Consider the following 15,380-nt stretch of genomic DNA (forward strand, 5'->3'; position numbering starts at 1 on the left):
AACGTGACAGAACCACTGCCGCCGCAGCACGTCCAGGGCTTCGCCGAGGTGGCGGCCGCGCTCGCCGACCGGATCGGCGCGGTCGTGCTGGGCAAGCCCGAGGTGGTGCGCCTGGCGCTGACCGCGCTGTTCGCGCAGGGGCACGTGCTGCTCGAGGACGTGCCCGGCGTGGGCAAGACGACGCTGGCCCGGGCGCTGGCCGCGTCGATCCGCGGGCAGTGGCGGCGCATCCAGTTCACGCCCGACCTGCTGCCCTCCGACGTGTCCGGCGTGACGATCTTCAACCAGGCGTCGCGCGGGTTCGAGTTCCACCCGGGGCCGGTGTTCGCGAACATCGTCATCGCCGACGAGATCAACCGGGCGTCGCCCAAGACGCAGTCGGCGCTGCTCGAGGTGATGGAGGAGCGGCGGGTCACCGTGGACGGGGTGCCGCATCCGGTGCCGCAGCCGTTCCTGGTGGTGGCGACGCAGAACCCGGTCGAGATGGACGGCACGTACCGGCTGCCGGAGGCGCAGCTCGACCGGTTCCTGGTGAAGCTGTCGGTGGGCTACCCCAGCGAGGACGTCGAGGTCGAGGTGCTGCGCGGGGCGGCGCTGCGCTCCCCCGACGCGCTCGAGCCGATCACGGACACGGCCACGGTCGGCGAGATGGTGCGGATGGCGATGCGGGTGCACATCGCGGACCCGCTCTACACGTACGCGGTGCGGCTCGCGGCGGCCACGCGCAACCATCCGCAGGTGCGGGTCGGCGTGAGCCCGCGCGGGGTGATCGCGCTGACCCGGGCGGCGTGCGCGTACGCGCTGATCAACGGGCGGGGGTACGTGCTGCCGGAGGACCTCAAGGAGCTGATCGAGCCGGTGTTCGCGCATCGCGTGCTGTTGTCGGCGGACGCGCAGTTGCGGGGGGTGACCGCGGGCGAGGTGCTGGCGGACGCGGTGCGGTCGGTGCCGGTGCCGCTGCCGGACAGCAACCGCGTCGCGGCGGGGGCGTGAGCGCGCGGGGAGCCGACGGAGAGCCGCCGCTGCCGGACGGCAGCGCTCCGCCGACCGGCGGCGGCCCCTCCGCGCCCGCGCCCGCATCGGGCGAAGGGATCGCGCCGGGCGGTGGGGTGACAGTGGGCGGTGGGACAGCGCCGGCCACTGGAGGTGCTCCGGGCAAGCAAACTGCGGCGAAACCCCGATACGCGGCGGGCACCGGAACCGGCGCGACGCCCCACAACACGGCGGGCACCGGAGACGGAATGGGCTCCCACAACATTCCAGGCGCCGAGGTTGAGATGGGTGCCGGGAGCGCGACGGGCGGCGCCCCGCGTACGTCGGAAGCCGCGCGCGGCAGGAGGCAGCGCGGGCGGATGCCGGGGCGGGCGGGCAAGGGGCTGCGGAAGTGGCGGCGGGCGACCGGGATCACGGCGCGTGGGTATGGCGTGGTGCTGGCGACGGTGGGGCTGCTGGTCGCAGGGTTTCGGTATGGGTATCCGGACCTGGCGCTGCTGGGAGCGGCTGCGGGGATAGCGCTGGCCTGCGCGGTGGTGGTGGCGCTGTGGCGGCCGCGGCTCGGGGTGGAGAGGGTGGCGGAACCGGACCGGGTGGCCCGGGGCGAACCGGCGCGGATGACGTTGACGGTGCGTAATGCGAGCCGGCTGCGGGCGGCCAACCTGGTGGCCTCGGATCGGTGCGGGAACCGGGCGGTGGCGGTTCCGCTGTTACGGCTGCGGCCGGGCAAGGACACGACGGTGGACTATCCGGTGCCCACGAGCCGGCGCGGGGTGGTGCCGGTCGGGCCGTTGCGGGTCACGCGCGGGGATCCGCTGGGGCTGGTCACGTTGGCTCGGACGTACGGCGGGATCGCCGAGGTGTGGGTGCACCCGCGGATCCACCTGCTGCGGGCGGTGCCGGCGGGGATGGCGCGCAGCCTGGACGGGCGCATCGACAAGGTGCCGCACGGGACGATCACGTTCGACTCGCTGCGGGAGTACGTGGTCGGGGACGAGCTGCGCAGGGTGCACTGGCGGTCGAGCGCCAAGGTCGGCGAGCTGATGGTGCGCGAGCAGCTCGACACGTCGGAGCCGACGATCGTGGTGCTGCTCGACGACCGGGCGCAGGCGCACCCGGACGTGCGGGACGGGGTGGCGGACTCGTTCGAGTCGGCGTGCGAGGCGGCGGCGTCCATCGTGGCGGCTGCGGTGCGGGAGGACATTCCGGTCAGCCTGCACCTGGTGACGAGCGTGGCGAGCGGGCCGTATCTGGATGTGCTGACGCAGGCGACGCTGCAGCGGGGGGATCTGGCGGCGACGCTGCGGCGCGTCCGGGCGCAGCGGCTCGGGGACACGCTGGTGTTCCTCACCGGGCCGGGCGGGCGGGACGAGCTCGGGGCGGTCAGCGCGCTGCGGGGGCCGTACCCGGTGGTGATGGCGGGGCTGTTCGGCGACCGCGACGGGGCTCCGGTGTCGGGCGGGGACGGGCTGATCGTGGTCGAGGCGGCGGACGGCACGGAGTTCGCGGCCGCGTGGGACGGGGTCCGCGGATGGTGAGTACGCGGGACGACCGGCGGGCGTCTCCGGGCGCACCCATGCCGTGGAGGGCGGTGACCCACCCGGTTGGGTCGGCGGCGCGGCGATCTGCGCCCGCAGCTCGCCGGGACAAAGCGCGCCGGGATCGCGCAGCGCGCCCAGACGAAGCAGCACGCACGCAAGCAGCGCGCACGGCAGAAACAGCGCGCCCGGACCACACAGCGCGCCCGGACGAAACAGCACGCCCGCAACCAACGCGCGCGGCAGAAACAGCACGCCCGGACCTCGCCGCGCGCCCGCACGAAACAGCACGCACGCAAGCAGCGCGCACGGCAGAAACAGCACGCCGAGAAGCAGCACTCCCGGACGAAGCAGCACGCCCGGGAGAAGCGCGCCCCGAGAAGGCGCCTCCGGAAGAAGCGGCACAGAGGGACCCGCGTGCCGGACGGGCTGGGCGAGTGGCCCGGCTCAGGCGGTACGGCTCCGTGGCGTTGGATCGGGTCGTCGGGCACGCTGTTCGAGGACTGAGGCGGAGGGCGGGCTGCCGCGCGCCCGGGCGGGGCTGCGCTGATGGGTAGGTGGGTGCGGGCGGCCGTCGTCGCGGCGGTGTTGGCGGGGATGATCGGGCTGGCGGGGGTCGTCCTCGGGCGGATCTTTGCGGGGGCGCTGCTCGTCGAGCTGATGGCGGGCGCGGGCGTGGGGGCGGTGGGGCTCAGCCTGGCGTGCCGGCGGCTGCCGAACTGGGTGGTGGCTCCGCTGTCGGCTGTGCTGATGGCGGCGTACACGGTCGTGGCCTTGAAGATCGCGGCGGCGCGGGCGGGGAACGTGGAGCCGCTGGCCGAGGTGGTCGAGGACAGCGTGCGCAACGGGATTCCGCGGCTGCTGACGGCGATGATCCCGGTGGAGGCCACGCCGGACACCGTGGTGGTGCCGGTGGTGGCGGCCTGGCTGGCGGGGCTGGCGGCGGCGGAAGTGGGGGTCCGCGCGGGGCGGGTGCTGCTGGGCCTCGTACCGGTGACCGGTCTCTATGCGGGGGCGCTCTATGTGGTGGGTCCGAACGCGGACACCAGCGGCACGCCGACGCTGGTCTTCGCGGGGCTCGCGGTGGTGGCGCTGGCGGCGAGTGCGCGCAGCGCGGACCGGGGCGACGGCGGGCCGGGAAAGACCCGGGTTCCCGTACGGGCGAGGGCCGCGGCGGGGCTGGCGGCGGTGCTCGCGCTGATCGTCGCGGTGGGGCCGTGGATCGGTGGACGGGTCGGGACGACGCCGGTGGATCCGCGGCAGTACGTGCAACCGCCGCAGGTGGACAGCTTGGACGAGAGCCCGCTCAACCGGATCTCCGGATGGGCGTTGACGCCGAAGGAACCGCTGCTCAAGGTGTCGCGGGCGTCGGCGTCGCCGGGCAAGAGGCTGCGGTTGCGGCTGGCGGTGCTGCCCGACTACGACGGTGTGACGTGGCGGGTGGGGGCGACCTACCGCAACGCGGGACGGGTGTTGCCGGCGCAGCCGCGGCTGCCGGACACGCAGCTGACCGAGGTGCACCAGAGCGTGATCGTGAACGGGCTGACGGGCCGGCTGCTGCCGGTCGTGCCCACGCCGACGGCGGTGCAGGGGGCGCGGGTGGCCTTCGACGCGGCCACGGGCACGATGATCCGGCCCGAGGGGCTGACGCCGGGGCTCAAGTACGTGGTGACCTCGCAGCTGCAGACGCCGGACCTCAACCTGCTGCCCACGGCGGAGTCACCGTCGGGTGAGGCGGTCGCGCGCTATCTCGCGGTGGGCCCGGACGTGCCGGACGCCATCCAACGGCTCGCCGAGCAGCTGGCCGACGGCAACGGCGCGGCGTACGACCGGGCGGTCACGATCGAGGAGTTCCTGGCCGAGCACTACCGGCGGGTGGCCGACGCGCCGAGCGGGCACGCGTACCCGAACCTGAGCTTCTTCCTGTTCGGGCCGCGCGGGCAGGGCGGTCAGGTGGGCACCTCGGAGCAGTTCGCGGCGTCGTTCGCGGTGCTGGCCCGGCTGACCGGGCTGCCCAGCCGGGTGGTCGTGGGCTTCGACGCGCCGGCCGCGGGCGGCACGGTGACGGCGGGCAGCGCGCTGGCGTGGCCGGAGGTGCTGTTCGACGGGCTGGGGTGGGTGGCGTTCGACCCGATGCCCAAGAGCAGGAACCCGCGGCCGGTCGAGGAGGACTTCACGCCGCGGCCGACCAAGCCGCCGTCCCCGCCGTCCGAGGCGCCCACGCCCACGGAGACGCCGTCGTCGTCGGGTCCGCCGGCGGCGCTCGCGGCCCCGGACGATCGGGGGCCGTCGGCCGTGGTGGTCGCCGGGGGCGCGTCGGGGTCCGTGCTGCTCGTGCTGGTCGCTGCGGCGGGGGCGATCGTGCTGATGCGGCGTTCGCTGCGGCGCCGGCGGCTGACCGCGGGCAGCCCGGACGACCGGATCACCGGGGCGTGGGCGGAGTTCCGGGACGCGCTGCGGCTGGCGGGTCAGCCGGTGCCGGCGCATCTGGCGGCGACGGAGGCCGCGGCGTACGCGCACGAGCCGCACCTCCTGCGCAAGGCGGTGCCCGACGCGGGGGACCTGCCGCCGCTGGACGAGCTGGTGGCGGGGATCAACACCGTGGGCTTCTCCCCCGGCTCGGCCGGCGACGCGCAGGCGAGCCGGGCGGGTGAGCAGGCGATCGCGTACGCCGAGGCGCTGCGCTCGCGCCGCTCGTGGTGGCGGCGGCTGTGGTGGAGCGTGCACCCGGGGCCGCTGCGCCGGCGCAGGTAGCGTGGGGGCATGCCGGGCCGGCGGTACAACTGCTCCTGCGGCAAGAAGCGCTACCGGGACGAGAGTTCGGCGCTGGCGGCCGCGGATGAGGACGCGGCGGCGTACGGGGAGAGCGTCACCGTCTATCGGTGCCCGGGCGGCCTCGCGTGGCATCTGACGACGCGCGGGTTCACGCCGGAGGCGCTGCGGTCGACCGGGCGGCGGTTGGCGTACGCCCTGCTCTCGAGCAACGAGGTGGACCTGGACGGGTTCGACCCGCGGCGCCGGCGGCGGGCCCTCGAGTGTGCCGCGCAGATGAGCGGGCTCGGGCTGGTGCTGGCCGCCGACGGGGTGGTGCGGGCGGTCGACCGCGCCGGGCTGGCTCGGGTGGTGCAGGTCGGTCTTGACGCGTACGCCGAGGAAGCGTCCGGTCAGGCGACGGGCTCGGCGTAGAGGACCACGTTGTGGGAGTAGGCGCCGTCGTGGAAGTCGCCCCCGCAGGTGATCAGGACCAGGCGGGGCGAGGTCGCGGGGCGGAACAGGTCGGCGGGCAGGCGGCTCTTGACGTAGCTGCGCCGGGCCACGGCGCGGTACTCGTGGGTGGTCGCGCCCGAGCGGACCTGGATGCGGGCGCCCATCTTCAGGTTCTCCAGCTCGAACAGGGCGCCGCGGCCGTCGGCGGCCGTGTCGACGTGGCCGGCGATCAGGACGGTGCCGGTGGGCTCGCCGGGGCGGGCCGAGCCGATCCACCAGCCGAGCCGCGACGGGTCCTCGGGGATGCGCAGCTCGCGGTCGCGGGCCACGCCGGCCGGGTCGATCGGGGCGTCGACGTCGAGGTCGCCGATCGTGACGCGGGTCGGCATCGTGACGGCCGCGGGCAGGTCCCTGGCCCCGCGCGTCGCGGAGCGGGAAGGAGCGACCGACGGCGCCGAGGCGGAGGACGCCGGCCCCGGCACCGTGAAGGACGGCGCCGGAAGGGTACCCGCCGCGGCGGGGACCCTCCCGGGCTCGTGCAGCGTCGCGATGCCGACGGTCAGCGCGCACACGCCCGCGGCGAGCAGGCCGAGGCCGAGCGCCCGCCGGCCGCCGGCATCGCGGATGCTCATGCGCGGACGGTACGGCGGCGCAGCAGGAACATCGCGGCCGCGCCGACCAGCAGCGCGCCGAGCGCGACCAGGCTGATCGCGGTGGTGCTCAGGCCACCGTTGTCGGCGGTGCCGCCGGTGCCGCTGTTGACGCCCGTCGGAACGCCGATCTCACGGGCGGCCGCACGGATCAGGTCGTGGTGCGCGGCGACGACCGGCGCGGCGGAACGGGCGACCTTCTTGGCGTTGGCGTCGCTGCCCCGGGAGAGCTCGGTCTGGCCGAGCTGCATGGCCTTCATGTGCGCGTCCATCTGGGTGGGCACGAACAGGGCGTCGAAGTCCTCGCCCGAGGCGGCCTGGTAGCGGGCGGCGAGGGCCTTCTGCTCGGCGTTGGGCTCGGACGGCAGGTCGACGCCCAGGTCGGAGGCGGTCTGCCGCAGCGAGGCGTCCAGCTTGGTGTGGTCGGCGACGAAGCGGGCGCCGAGGTCCTTGACCGCCTGGCTGGCGGCCTTCTGCTGGGCGAGCTTGCCGCCGGCGATCTCGGTGAGGTTCGACTGGTGCGCCGCCTTCAGGTAGGCCGCGTCCTGGTCGGAGGGTGCCGCCTGGGCGGCGGTGGCGGGCACCAGCAGGAGCCCGGAAACGGCGGCGATGGCCGCCAGACGTCGCATGAACATCGATCTCTTCCATTCACTCGGGGACGGTGCGCGGATACCCGGCGACCCGGCCCCCATGCACAGCAATCGACGCAACTATCGTTTTGGCCCCCATGTTGGCCCTCCGGGGACAGCTGGCGAATCGACGCAACAAGGTCCGACAGAGCCCGGGGTCAGAGCTCGAGGACCAGCGCGCGGTGGTCGGAGACCTCCGGCTCGGCCAGGACCTCGAAGTGCTTGACGGCGGCCACGTCGGAGACCAGCAGGTAGCTCGCGTGCCGCACCGGCTTGCGGTAGTGCGACGTACGGGTGTCGGCCGGGCCCACCAGGTCGGTCAGCCCCGCCCCGGCGAGGATCGAGAACGTCTCGCTGCCCGGCAGCAGGTTGAGGTCGCCGCCGAGCACGACCAGGTCGCCGGGGCGGCGCACGCGGCGGACGAGGGCGGCCAGCCGTACGGCCTGCTCGCGGCGGGCCGGGGTGTCGCCCTTGCCGGCCGGGTCCCGTACGCCATGGGCCTGCACCACGCAGACCGTGCGACCCGTGGCCCGGTCGACGGTGCGCACGGCGAGCGCGTTGCGCGGGCGGTCCCCCACCGTCCACTCGTCGTGCTCGGTGAAGTCGCCGTGCACATAGGCGGAGTCGACGCCGATCACCGGCAGCCGCGGGGCGACCAGGGTGGCCACGCCGAAGTCCTGCCGGTGGCGCCCGCCCTGCTCGTCGTGCACGGGACCGGAGTCGCTGGCCAGGAACATCGCCTGGTGCCCCGGCAGCGCGGCGCGCACGTCGTCGAACAGGTCGGCGCGCTGCGGCAGCACCCGATCGGCGTCCTCGAAGCGCGTCCACCCGCGCAACCCGGGCGTACGGGTCACCTCCTGCAGGCACAGCACGTCCGCCCCGCTGGCGGGCAGCCACGCGACGAGCTCGTCGTGCCGGGCGCCGCCCCACGCGTTCAAGGTCACGATCCGCACAGCAGCCGATGGTAGGCGATCAGGCCCGGACCGCCCGGGCCACCAGCGACACGCCGGGCAGCGACGACACCGGCAGGAAGCGCTCCGCCCTGACCACCGAGCCGAGCACGGCGTTGACGACCGGATGCACCTCGCGCAGGTCGCTGCTGGTGGACCGCCGCCGCACCCACGCCGCCGCCGGGCGCAGCAGCACGTTCCAGCTCCACAGCTGCTCCACCCGCAGGCCGCCGTCGCGCAGCACCGCGCGCAGGCTGTCGCGGGTGTAGCGCCGGACGTGCCCGACGGCCACGTCGTGCGCCGACCACAGCCGCATGTCGCACGGCACGGTGACGAGCGCGCTCGCGCCGGGCCTGAGCACCCTGCGGATCTCCGCCACGGCCCGCAGGTCGTCGGCGATGTGCTCGAGCACGTCGAAGGCGACGACCAGATCGGCCGAGCCCGACCGGAAGGGCAGATGACGGCCGTCTCCCCGTACGGTCGTCAGCCCGCGCCGCCGCGCCACGGCCGCGCCGTGCGAGCCGTACTCGACCGCGATCGGCGACCAGCGATGCTGCCGCAGGACCCGGGTGTTGCCGCCGCCGGCCGCACCGATGTCCAGGGCGACTCCGGGAGGGCCCGGCAGCAGGCGCAGGCTGCGGCCGAGCAGGGCCCGCCGCTCCCGATACCACCAGTGGCGATCCTCGAGCGCGACGAGTTTCTCCACCTCGGCGCCGTCCACCACCCCATCGTCGGGGCGGCGACCGGGCCCGGCAACTCGGCGTCCGGACGATCCGAGGCGACCGGGAGCGTTCAGGAGCCGGAGCCGGAGCCGGAGGGGGCGCGCTGGGTGCGGATGACGGCGAGCAGAGCGGCGTGGGTGTCGGGGTCGGCGGCCGCGAGCAGGCCGCCGGCGCCGGTGTGCAGGGGCCGGCCGTCGAGGCCGGTGACCACGCAGCCGGCGGCCCGGCACAGGGCGATCCCTGCCGCGAAGTGCACGCTGTCGCGCAGGTGGCCGTCGGTGACGTACGCGGCGCGGCGGCCCGCGGCGACCCAGGCGACGGCCAGCGTGGTGGAGACGACGCGCGGGCGGAACCGCGCCAGGAACGCCTCGTCGGCGAGCATCCGGGCGGCCAGGAACGTCTCCCGGTTGGGAAAGGGCGGGTCGAGGTTGAGGTCGACCAGCACGGATTCGGCGGACGGCAGCAGCCGCTCGTCCGCGCCGTCGCTGCGCACGTACGCGGCGGCGCCGTCGGTCCAGAACACCTCGGCGGCGAACGGGTCGGCCGAGGCAGCCGCGGCAACGCGGTCACCGATGCGCAGCGCCACGTTGACCGAGGCGAGCATGGTGCGTACGGCGTAGTTCAGCGTTCCGCACAACGGGTCCACCATCCACATGCGCCCGTTGCGGTCCACACCCGTACGGCCGCTCTCCTCCCCCAGCACGACGTCGTCCGGCCGTTCCCGGCGCAGCACGTCGAGCACGGCCCTCTCCGCCTCGAGGTCGGCGGTGGTGGCGAAGTCGCCCGCGGTCTTGGCGAACCGGGTCAGCGACGAGCCGTAGTGGGCGCGGACGACGGCGGCTCCGGCTTCGGCGGCCTCAACGGCCAGCGCGTGGTCGGTGATCGTCATGGACGGACCCTACGGTCTTGCGGTGGATCGTGTAGTGCAGCACCAGGAAGGGCAGCCCGTACAGCGAGAAGGCGTGCTCGGCGCGCAGGTCGCCGCCGTCGGTGAAGACGTCGAGCTGTTCGGCGAACCCGTGCACGGCCAGCGTGGTCAGCTCGCGGGTGGCCGGGTCGACGTAGGACAGATAGTGCCCGGGGTGGGGCTGGTCGCTGCGGCTGGTGAGCACGAGCCCGCCGCCGGGGCGCGGCAACGGGAGCAGCGTGGCGGTGAAGCTGCCCTGCGGCACGGGGAAGCCGACGCTCACGAAGCCGCGGCCGCCGTGCCGGTACGTGGTGTAGATGCCCACGTAGATGGGCTCGTCGGTGTCGGCGTACGAGCGGATCCAGCCCCGTACGCCGATCAGGTCCGTGCCCTCGGGCGTGATGGTGTCGATGCGGCTGCGCACCCCGCGTACGGTCTCGCGCTGGTTCATCGGCACGTTGGCCTGCCCCAGCGGCCGCGCCACGAGCGTGCGGTAGAGCAGGTAGCCCGGGCGCACCCACGGCCGCCAGCGCGGCACGATGTCGAGCCGGAACCGGGTGGTGTGCTCGTAGAACTCGCGCACCAGCGGGTCGACGGCCGCGGGGTCGAACTGCGGCCCGGCGAGGTCGTCGAGCGATGCGACGATGCCCACGTCGGCGGCGTCGGGCTGGTAGGTGCCGCCGAGCGCCTCGGCCAGCCGGCGCACATATCCGGTGCCGACATAGCGCGTACGGGCCTCGAGCGGCACGACGAACGGCAGCTGCGACGCCGGCACCCGGTCGGCCAGCAGGCTCACCTGCGGGTCGCGGAACAGCAGCGCCGACACCACCCGGAAGCCGACGACCGCGCTCGCCGCCACGGCCGCCGGTGCCGCCTCGCGGCCCGCCGCCGCCCGCCAGCCCGCGCCCACGGCAGCGCCGACCACCGGGCCGAGCGCCACCTTCTGCGGCCGCAACCCGAGCGCGCCCGCGACCGCCCCCGCGGCCGCTCCCACCGCCACCGGCCCCGCCTGGGTCAGCCGCGCCCCGAGCAGGCCCGCCGGCGCGGCGAGCGCGCCGCTCATCGCCACCCGCGACCACCACGCCGGGATCTCGCCGGGCCGCTGCCGGGCCCGCGCCACCGCCTCGGTCGCCGCCAGCAGCGCCGCCCCGGCCAGCGCCGCCCCGGCCAGCCGACGCCCGCCCATCGAGGCCCCGGCCGGCGTCGCCCCTGTCCGCCGACGCCCGCCGATCGAGGCCCCGACCGGCGCCACCCCGGGCCGCCGGCGCCCGGCGACCGAGGCCCCGGCCAGCGCCCCCACGACGGCGCCGAAGGCGATCCCGGAGATGCGCTTGCCGCGTTCCTGTGCCGTCACCAGCGCAGGCTATCCCGTCCGCGCCGGCTGTCAGCGGCGCGGCGGGCGGTTGAGCAGGGCGTCGATCCGAGCGCTGAGCCGCTCGGGGTCGGTCAGCACGAGGTAGCGCCCGAGGTCAGGATGCCGGGCCGGCGCGACGGCGGCGGCGTGCGGCGAGGGGCACCAGGGCGACGCCGGCCGCCACGGCGATCAGGGCGGCGGCCCACCAGGACAGCGCCGGGACCAGCAGCAGGGCGCAGTAGCAGAGCGGCACGAAGATCAGCGCGTCGAGCACCACGTGCCGCCCCGACCAGCGGCGCAGGGTGGTGGACGTCGCCAGGCCGGCGCAGAGGACGATGCCGTACAGCACGAAGCTCGACAGCCCGGGCACCGAGCCGCGCTCGCCGGCCGTCGACCAGCCGACCAGGGCGGCGAGGCCGAGCGCGGCGACGGTGAGCGACGTCGTGGCGAGCCCGCGGCGCGTGATCTTCATGCGGCAGCACCCTACACAGGCCCGAAAAGCGGACGCGCCGGGTTGAGGCGGCACCCTACCCTGAGCGGGCCCATCATTGGACGGAGATCCATGCGTACTTCTGTGGCCGGCGTCGTCGCCGGCGCTGTCACCCTCACCCTGGCCGGCGGCTGCGCGGCGCAGCAGATCCAGGCGCTGGAGCCCAAGCTCGAGCTGCGCAACGCCGCTCAGCAGCTCGCCGACGCGCAGCAGGCCGGCTTCACGATCAAGCTGACCGGCAACCCGGCCGACCTGGTCGCCGCGGTCGGCAAGGAGGCCGACGCCGCCACCGTCGACCAGCTGTTCAACTCCTCGATCACGATGGCCTACGACAAGGGCGGCGCCGGCGCGGAGGACGACGCCTCCAGCCTGTCGGCGACCATCGACGGCGTCACCGGCACCGAGATCCGCTACGTCGGCCGGACGCTGTACGCCAAGGCCCCGGTCACCGAGCTGGCGAAGAAGTTCGGCGCCACCCCGGCCGACCTCAAGCAGCTCAGCGGGGCCGGCAGCAACCCGGGCACCGACGCGCTGTTCGCCGGCAAGTGGGTGTCGGTCGACACCAGCGAGCTGACCGGCCTGACCGGCGCCGAGCCCACCCCCGACGCACAGTCGCGCAAGGCGGTGGACGAGCTGACCAAGGCCGCCACCAACCTGCTCGAGGGCGCTGAGGTGGTGCGTGACAGCGCCGACGACAAGCACCTGATCGCCACGTCGTCGACCGCCAAGGCGTACGCGGAGGCCAAGCGCGTGGCCACCGCGGTGGAGCCGTCGCTGGCGAGCGAGTTCCCGAAGGCGCCCGCCGACCGCCCGATCGTGCTGGACCTGTGGATCGACGGCGGCAAGCTGACCGCGGTCGAGATCAACGTGCTGCAGTTCGCGGACGGGGCCACCGGCCGGGTCGCCGCGCGGCTCGAGATGACCACCGGCGCGCCGATCGCCACCCCGGAGGGCGCCACGAAGGTCGACCTGGGCAACCTCCCGCAGCCGGCCATCGGCGGCTCCCTGGGCGGGCTAGGCGACCTCACCGGTGAGTGACGTCTCGGTCGTCGGCGGCGGCGTCATCGGGCTGACCGTCGCGCACGAGCTGGCGGCCGAGGGGCACGCGGTCACCGTGATCGCGGCGCGCGACCATCGCGCGTCCGTGTCGTCGGTGGCCGCGGCCATCTGGTTCCCGCACGACGTGGCGCCCACGCCGCGGGTGCTCGCCTCGGGCGAGGCCTCGTACCGCCGCTTCGTGCAGCTGGCCGCGGACCCGTCGACCGGCGTGCGGCTGCGGCACGGCACGGTCGTGCACCGGCGCCCCGACCCCGACCTGAGCTGGACGTCGGCGGTGCCCGGGACGGCCGTGGCCCAGACGGTCCCGGAGGGCGCGACGGGCGTACGGTGCCTGCTGCCGCTCGCGGTCACCGACGCGTACCTGGCCTGGCTCCAGAAGCAGGTCCAGGGCTTGGGCGTACGGTTCGAGGCCCGCACGGTGGCGTCGCTGGACGACGTGGCCGGCGACGTCGTGGTGGTGGCCGCCGGGCTCGGCTCGGCGGCGCTGCTCGGCGGCGACGACGAGCTGTACCCGATCCGCGGCCAGGTGGTGCGCCTGGCGAACCCGGGCCTGACCGACTGGTGGCTCGACGGCGACAACCCGGCCGGGCTGACGTACGTGGTGCCCCGCGACCACGACGTGGTGTGCGGCGGCACCGACGACGTCGGCTCCTGGGACGAGAGCACCCACGCCGACGTCGAGGCGGCCGTGCTGGCCCGGGTGACCGCGCTGGTGCCCGAGCTCGCCGGGCAGCCGGTGCTCTCGCGCGCGGCCGGCCTGCGTCCCGCGCGCACCAGCGTGCGCCTCGAACGGGTGGACGGCCACGCCCGCCCGGTGATCGCCTGCTACGGCCACGGCGGCGCCGGGTTCACCCTTTCGTGGGGTGAGGCGGCCGACGTCGTGCGCCTCGTCCAGCAGTCGGAGCCCGCGCGCCGAAATTGACTGATTGGCCCGCCGAATTGCGGGCATGCCCGGCCGCCATGACAGCACCAGAGCGGAACCCGGCCCCTGCATGATCGTCCAGATCTTGGTGACCTCCGACGGCACCATCCACCTGTCCGTGGCCGGCGAGATCGACCTGGCCACCATCGAGGAGTTCGAGGAGGCGCTGGCGAGAGCCGTCGCCGTGGACGGCACCCCGCGGATCCTCGTGGACTTCGGCGACGTGGGCTTCTGCGACTCCTCCGGCGTCGCCGCGCTCGACCGGGCCTACCACGAGGCGGCCGTCCGCGGTGTCGCGCTGCGGGTGATCAGGCTGCAGGAGGGCGTGCACCGGTTGCTGGAGGTCACCGGCCTGCTGGACAGCCTGACGGCTCGATAGGGTTTTGACCATGCCCGAGACTCCGCTCCCCCAGCAGGCCGTCGACCTGCTCAAGCTGCCCAATCCCGCTGTCATGGCCACCGTCGCGGCCGACGGCCGCCCGGTCACCGTGGCGACCTGGTACCTGCTCGAGGACGACGGCCGCGTGCTGCTCAACCTCGACGCGACGCGGGCGCGGCTCAAGCACCTGCGCGACGACGGGCGGGTCGCGCTGACCGTGCTGGCCCCTGACGACTGGTACACCCACGTGAGCCTGCAGGGCCGCGTGGTCGCCGTCACCGACGACGAGGACCTGCGCGACATCGACCGCCTGGCCACGGCCTACACCGGCGGGGCGTACCCGAACCGCACCAGCCCGCGGGTGAGCGTGCGGGTCGAGATCGACCGCTATCACGTCTGGGGCAAGCTCGCCGCCGAGTGAGGCAGGCCCGAGAGCCGGTACGCCAGCCCGCTGCGGAAGGCGGACCGGCTCGCGAGCGCCGACAGCAGGGCGTTGCGCAGCGGGCGTACGGGCGCCGGCACGGTCGCGAGCCGGGTCAGCCGGGCCGCGAACCGCACGACCTCCTGCGCCTGCCGGCGGCGCTCGGCCGCGTACCGGTCGAGCGCCGGCCCGCCCTCGCGCAGCGCGTCGGCCAGGGCCAGCGCGTCCTTGAGGCCGAGGTTCATGCCCTGGCCGCCCGCCGGGCTGTGCACGTGCCCGGCGTCGCCGGCGAGCAGCACCGGGCCGGCGCGGAAGGTGTCCGCCACCCGGTGGTGCACCCGGAACCGTGAACCCCAGACCACGTCGCGCACCCGGGCGGGTTCGGCGGCGGGCCCGCGGCGGCGCAGCAGGTCGTCGACGTACGTGGCATCGGGGTGCTCCGGCGCGTCGGCGACCGCGGCCACGATCCGTACGGTGCCGTCGGGCAGGGGCGCCCAGACCAGCAGGCCCGCGCGGGAGAAGTACAGCACCACCTCGTCGCGGGGCGGCCCGCCGTCGACCTTGACGTCGGCGAGCGTGAACGACTCGCCGCCGGAGTCCGTGGGATCGCCGAAGCCGATGCCCGCCAGGCGGCGGACCGTGCTGTGCATGCCGTCGGCCCCCACCACGTATTCAGCGGTCACCCGCTCGCCGCCCGCGAACGTGACCGTGCCGCCGGCCAGGCCGACCGCCTCGACACCGCGCAGCACCCGGCCGCCGGCGTCCGTCAGCCGCTCGGCGAGCACGCTCTCGGTGGTCGACTGCGGGACCATCAGCGCGTACGGGAACCGGGTCGGCAGGTCGCCGAAGGTGACCGGCACCAGGACGCGGTCGCGGTCGCGGATGGTGAACCGCGGCGCCGGGATGCCGGCGGCCACCAATGGTTGCGCGGCGCCGATGCGGTCGAGCACCTCGAGGGTGCGCGCGTGCACGACGGCGGCGCGGCTGGTGTGCGCGGCGGTCGGCGCGCGGTCGACGACGGTGACCTCGACGCCGGCCTGCGCCAGCGCGGTGGCCGTGGCCAGACCGACGGGTCCGGCGCCGACGACCAGGACGGTAGTGGTTTCGGGAAGCATCTCGACTCACCTGCCAACATCCGTTTGCCAACACTTGTTGGCAT

At 75.0% G+C, this 15,380-nt stretch carries 16 protein-coding genes; 8 read left to right on the forward strand and 8 right to left on the reverse strand.

The genetic code is table 11. The features are described from left to right. Nucleotides 1-3: 3 nt before the first annotated feature. The 4 genes from ACSNN8_RS33985 to ACSNN8_RS34000 all read left to right on the forward strand — a co-directional run bounded on the left by ACSNN8_RS33985 (nucleotide 4) and on the right by ACSNN8_RS34000 (nucleotide 5,717). Nucleotides 4-993: an AAA family ATPase gene (locus ACSNN8_RS33985; RefSeq protein ID WP_436654213.1), complete on the forward strand. Its 990-nt coding sequence runs from the start codon at nucleotides 4-6 to the stop codon at nucleotides 991-993. Nucleotides 994-1,352: 359 nt separating this feature from the next. Next, on the forward strand, nucleotides 1,353-2,531 hold the full coding sequence (locus ACSNN8_RS33990) for a DUF58 domain-containing protein (RefSeq protein ID WP_436654215.1): 1,179 nt from the start codon (nucleotides 1,353-1,355) through the stop codon (nucleotides 2,529-2,531). Between the two features lie 549 nt (nucleotides 2,532-3,080). Next, on the forward strand, nucleotides 3,081-5,285 hold the full coding sequence (locus ACSNN8_RS33995; RefSeq protein ID WP_436654217.1) for a DUF3488 and transglutaminase-like domain-containing protein: 2,205 nt from the start codon (nucleotides 3,081-3,083) through the stop codon (nucleotides 5,283-5,285). A 9-nt stretch (nucleotides 5,286-5,294) separates the two neighbouring features. Then, nucleotides 5,295-5,717, forward strand: a complete 423-nt coding sequence (locus tag ACSNN8_RS34000) for a hypothetical protein (protein WP_436654219.1) — start codon at nucleotides 5,295-5,297, stop codon at nucleotides 5,715-5,717. Here the strand turns inward: ACSNN8_RS34000 and ACSNN8_RS34005 are convergent. The 7 genes from ACSNN8_RS34005 to ACSNN8_RS34035 all read right to left on the reverse strand — a co-directional run bounded on the left by ACSNN8_RS34005 (nucleotide 5,696) and on the right by ACSNN8_RS34035 (nucleotide 11,422). Then, nucleotides 5,696-6,370, reverse strand: coding sequence for a class F sortase (locus tag ACSNN8_RS34005; RefSeq protein ID WP_436654221.1), 675 nt, complete (start codon nucleotides 6,368-6,370; stop codon nucleotides 5,696-5,698). The genes ACSNN8_RS34000 and ACSNN8_RS34005 overlap by 22 nt on opposite strands. Beyond that, the gene (locus ACSNN8_RS34010; protein ID WP_436654223.1) at nucleotides 6,367-7,023 is read right to left on the reverse strand and encodes a DUF4142 domain-containing protein; all 657 of its coding nucleotides are present in this window, start codon (nucleotides 7,021-7,023) and stop codon (nucleotides 6,367-6,369) included. The genes ACSNN8_RS34005 and ACSNN8_RS34010 overlap by 4 nt, the downstream gene beginning before the upstream one ends. A 152-nt stretch (nucleotides 7,024-7,175) precedes the next feature. Continuing rightward, on the reverse strand, nucleotides 7,176-7,970 hold the full coding sequence (locus ACSNN8_RS34015; protein WP_436654224.1) for an endonuclease/exonuclease/phosphatase family protein: 795 nt from the start codon (nucleotides 7,968-7,970) through the stop codon (nucleotides 7,176-7,178). A gap of 19 nt (nucleotides 7,971-7,989) precedes the next feature. Beyond that, nucleotides 7,990-8,688, reverse strand: a complete 699-nt coding sequence (locus ACSNN8_RS34020; RefSeq protein ID WP_436654225.1) for a class I SAM-dependent methyltransferase — start codon at nucleotides 8,686-8,688, stop codon at nucleotides 7,990-7,992. A 71-nt stretch (nucleotides 8,689-8,759) separates the two neighbouring features. Then, complete coding sequence (locus tag ACSNN8_RS34025; protein ID WP_436654227.1) at nucleotides 8,760-9,578, reverse strand: inositol monophosphatase family protein; 819 nt, start codon at nucleotides 9,576-9,578, stop codon at nucleotides 8,760-8,762. Then, the gene (locus ACSNN8_RS34030; RefSeq protein WP_436654229.1) at nucleotides 9,547-10,950 is read right to left on the reverse strand and encodes a hypothetical protein; all 1,404 of its coding nucleotides are present in this window, start codon (nucleotides 10,948-10,950) and stop codon (nucleotides 9,547-9,549) included. The genes ACSNN8_RS34025 and ACSNN8_RS34030 overlap by 32 nt, the downstream gene beginning before the upstream one ends. A 115-nt stretch (nucleotides 10,951-11,065) precedes the next feature. Then, nucleotides 11,066-11,422, reverse strand: a complete 357-nt coding sequence (locus ACSNN8_RS34035) for a hypothetical protein (protein ID WP_436654231.1) — start codon at nucleotides 11,420-11,422, stop codon at nucleotides 11,066-11,068. Between the two features lie 90 nt (nucleotides 11,423-11,512). Here ACSNN8_RS34035 and ACSNN8_RS34040 point away from each other — a divergent pair, with 90 nt between their 5' ends. The 4 genes from ACSNN8_RS34040 to ACSNN8_RS34055 all read left to right on the forward strand — a co-directional run bounded on the left by ACSNN8_RS34040 (nucleotide 11,513) and on the right by ACSNN8_RS34055 (nucleotide 14,221). Beyond that, a complete protein-coding gene (locus tag ACSNN8_RS34040) occupies nucleotides 11,513-12,478 on the forward strand; it encodes a hypothetical protein (RefSeq protein WP_436654233.1) in 966 nt (321 codons plus the stop codon). Beyond that, nucleotides 12,471-13,421, forward strand: a complete 951-nt coding sequence (locus ACSNN8_RS34045) for an FAD-dependent oxidoreductase (RefSeq protein ID WP_436654234.1) — start codon at nucleotides 12,471-12,473, stop codon at nucleotides 13,419-13,421. The genes ACSNN8_RS34040 and ACSNN8_RS34045 overlap by 8 nt, the downstream gene beginning before the upstream one ends. Before the next feature lie 70 nt (nucleotides 13,422-13,491). Beyond that, nucleotides 13,492-13,800 carry an STAS domain-containing protein gene (locus ACSNN8_RS34050; protein ID WP_436654236.1) on the forward strand — a complete coding sequence of 103 codons (309 nt, stop codon included), beginning with the start codon at nucleotides 13,492-13,494 and terminating at the stop codon, nucleotides 13,798-13,800. A 10-nt stretch (nucleotides 13,801-13,810) separates the two neighbouring features. Beyond that, the gene (locus tag ACSNN8_RS34055) at nucleotides 13,811-14,221 is read left to right on the forward strand and encodes a TIGR03618 family F420-dependent PPOX class oxidoreductase (protein ID WP_436654237.1); all 411 of its coding nucleotides are present in this window, start codon (nucleotides 13,811-13,813) and stop codon (nucleotides 14,219-14,221) included. Here the strand turns inward: ACSNN8_RS34055 and ACSNN8_RS34060 are convergent. Beyond that, the gene (locus ACSNN8_RS34060) at nucleotides 14,191-15,336 is read right to left on the reverse strand and encodes an FAD-dependent oxidoreductase (RefSeq protein ID WP_436654238.1); all 1,146 of its coding nucleotides are present in this window, start codon (nucleotides 15,334-15,336) and stop codon (nucleotides 14,191-14,193) included. The genes ACSNN8_RS34055 and ACSNN8_RS34060 overlap by 31 nt on opposite strands. Nucleotides 15,337-15,380 lie beyond the last annotated feature (44 nt).

Origin of the sequence: Actinoplanes sp. URMC 104 (genome assembly GCF_051386375.1) — a bacterium.
In the GTDB taxonomy this organism is placed as follows: domain Bacteria; phylum Actinomycetota; class Actinomycetes; order Mycobacteriales; family Micromonosporaceae; genus Actinoplanes.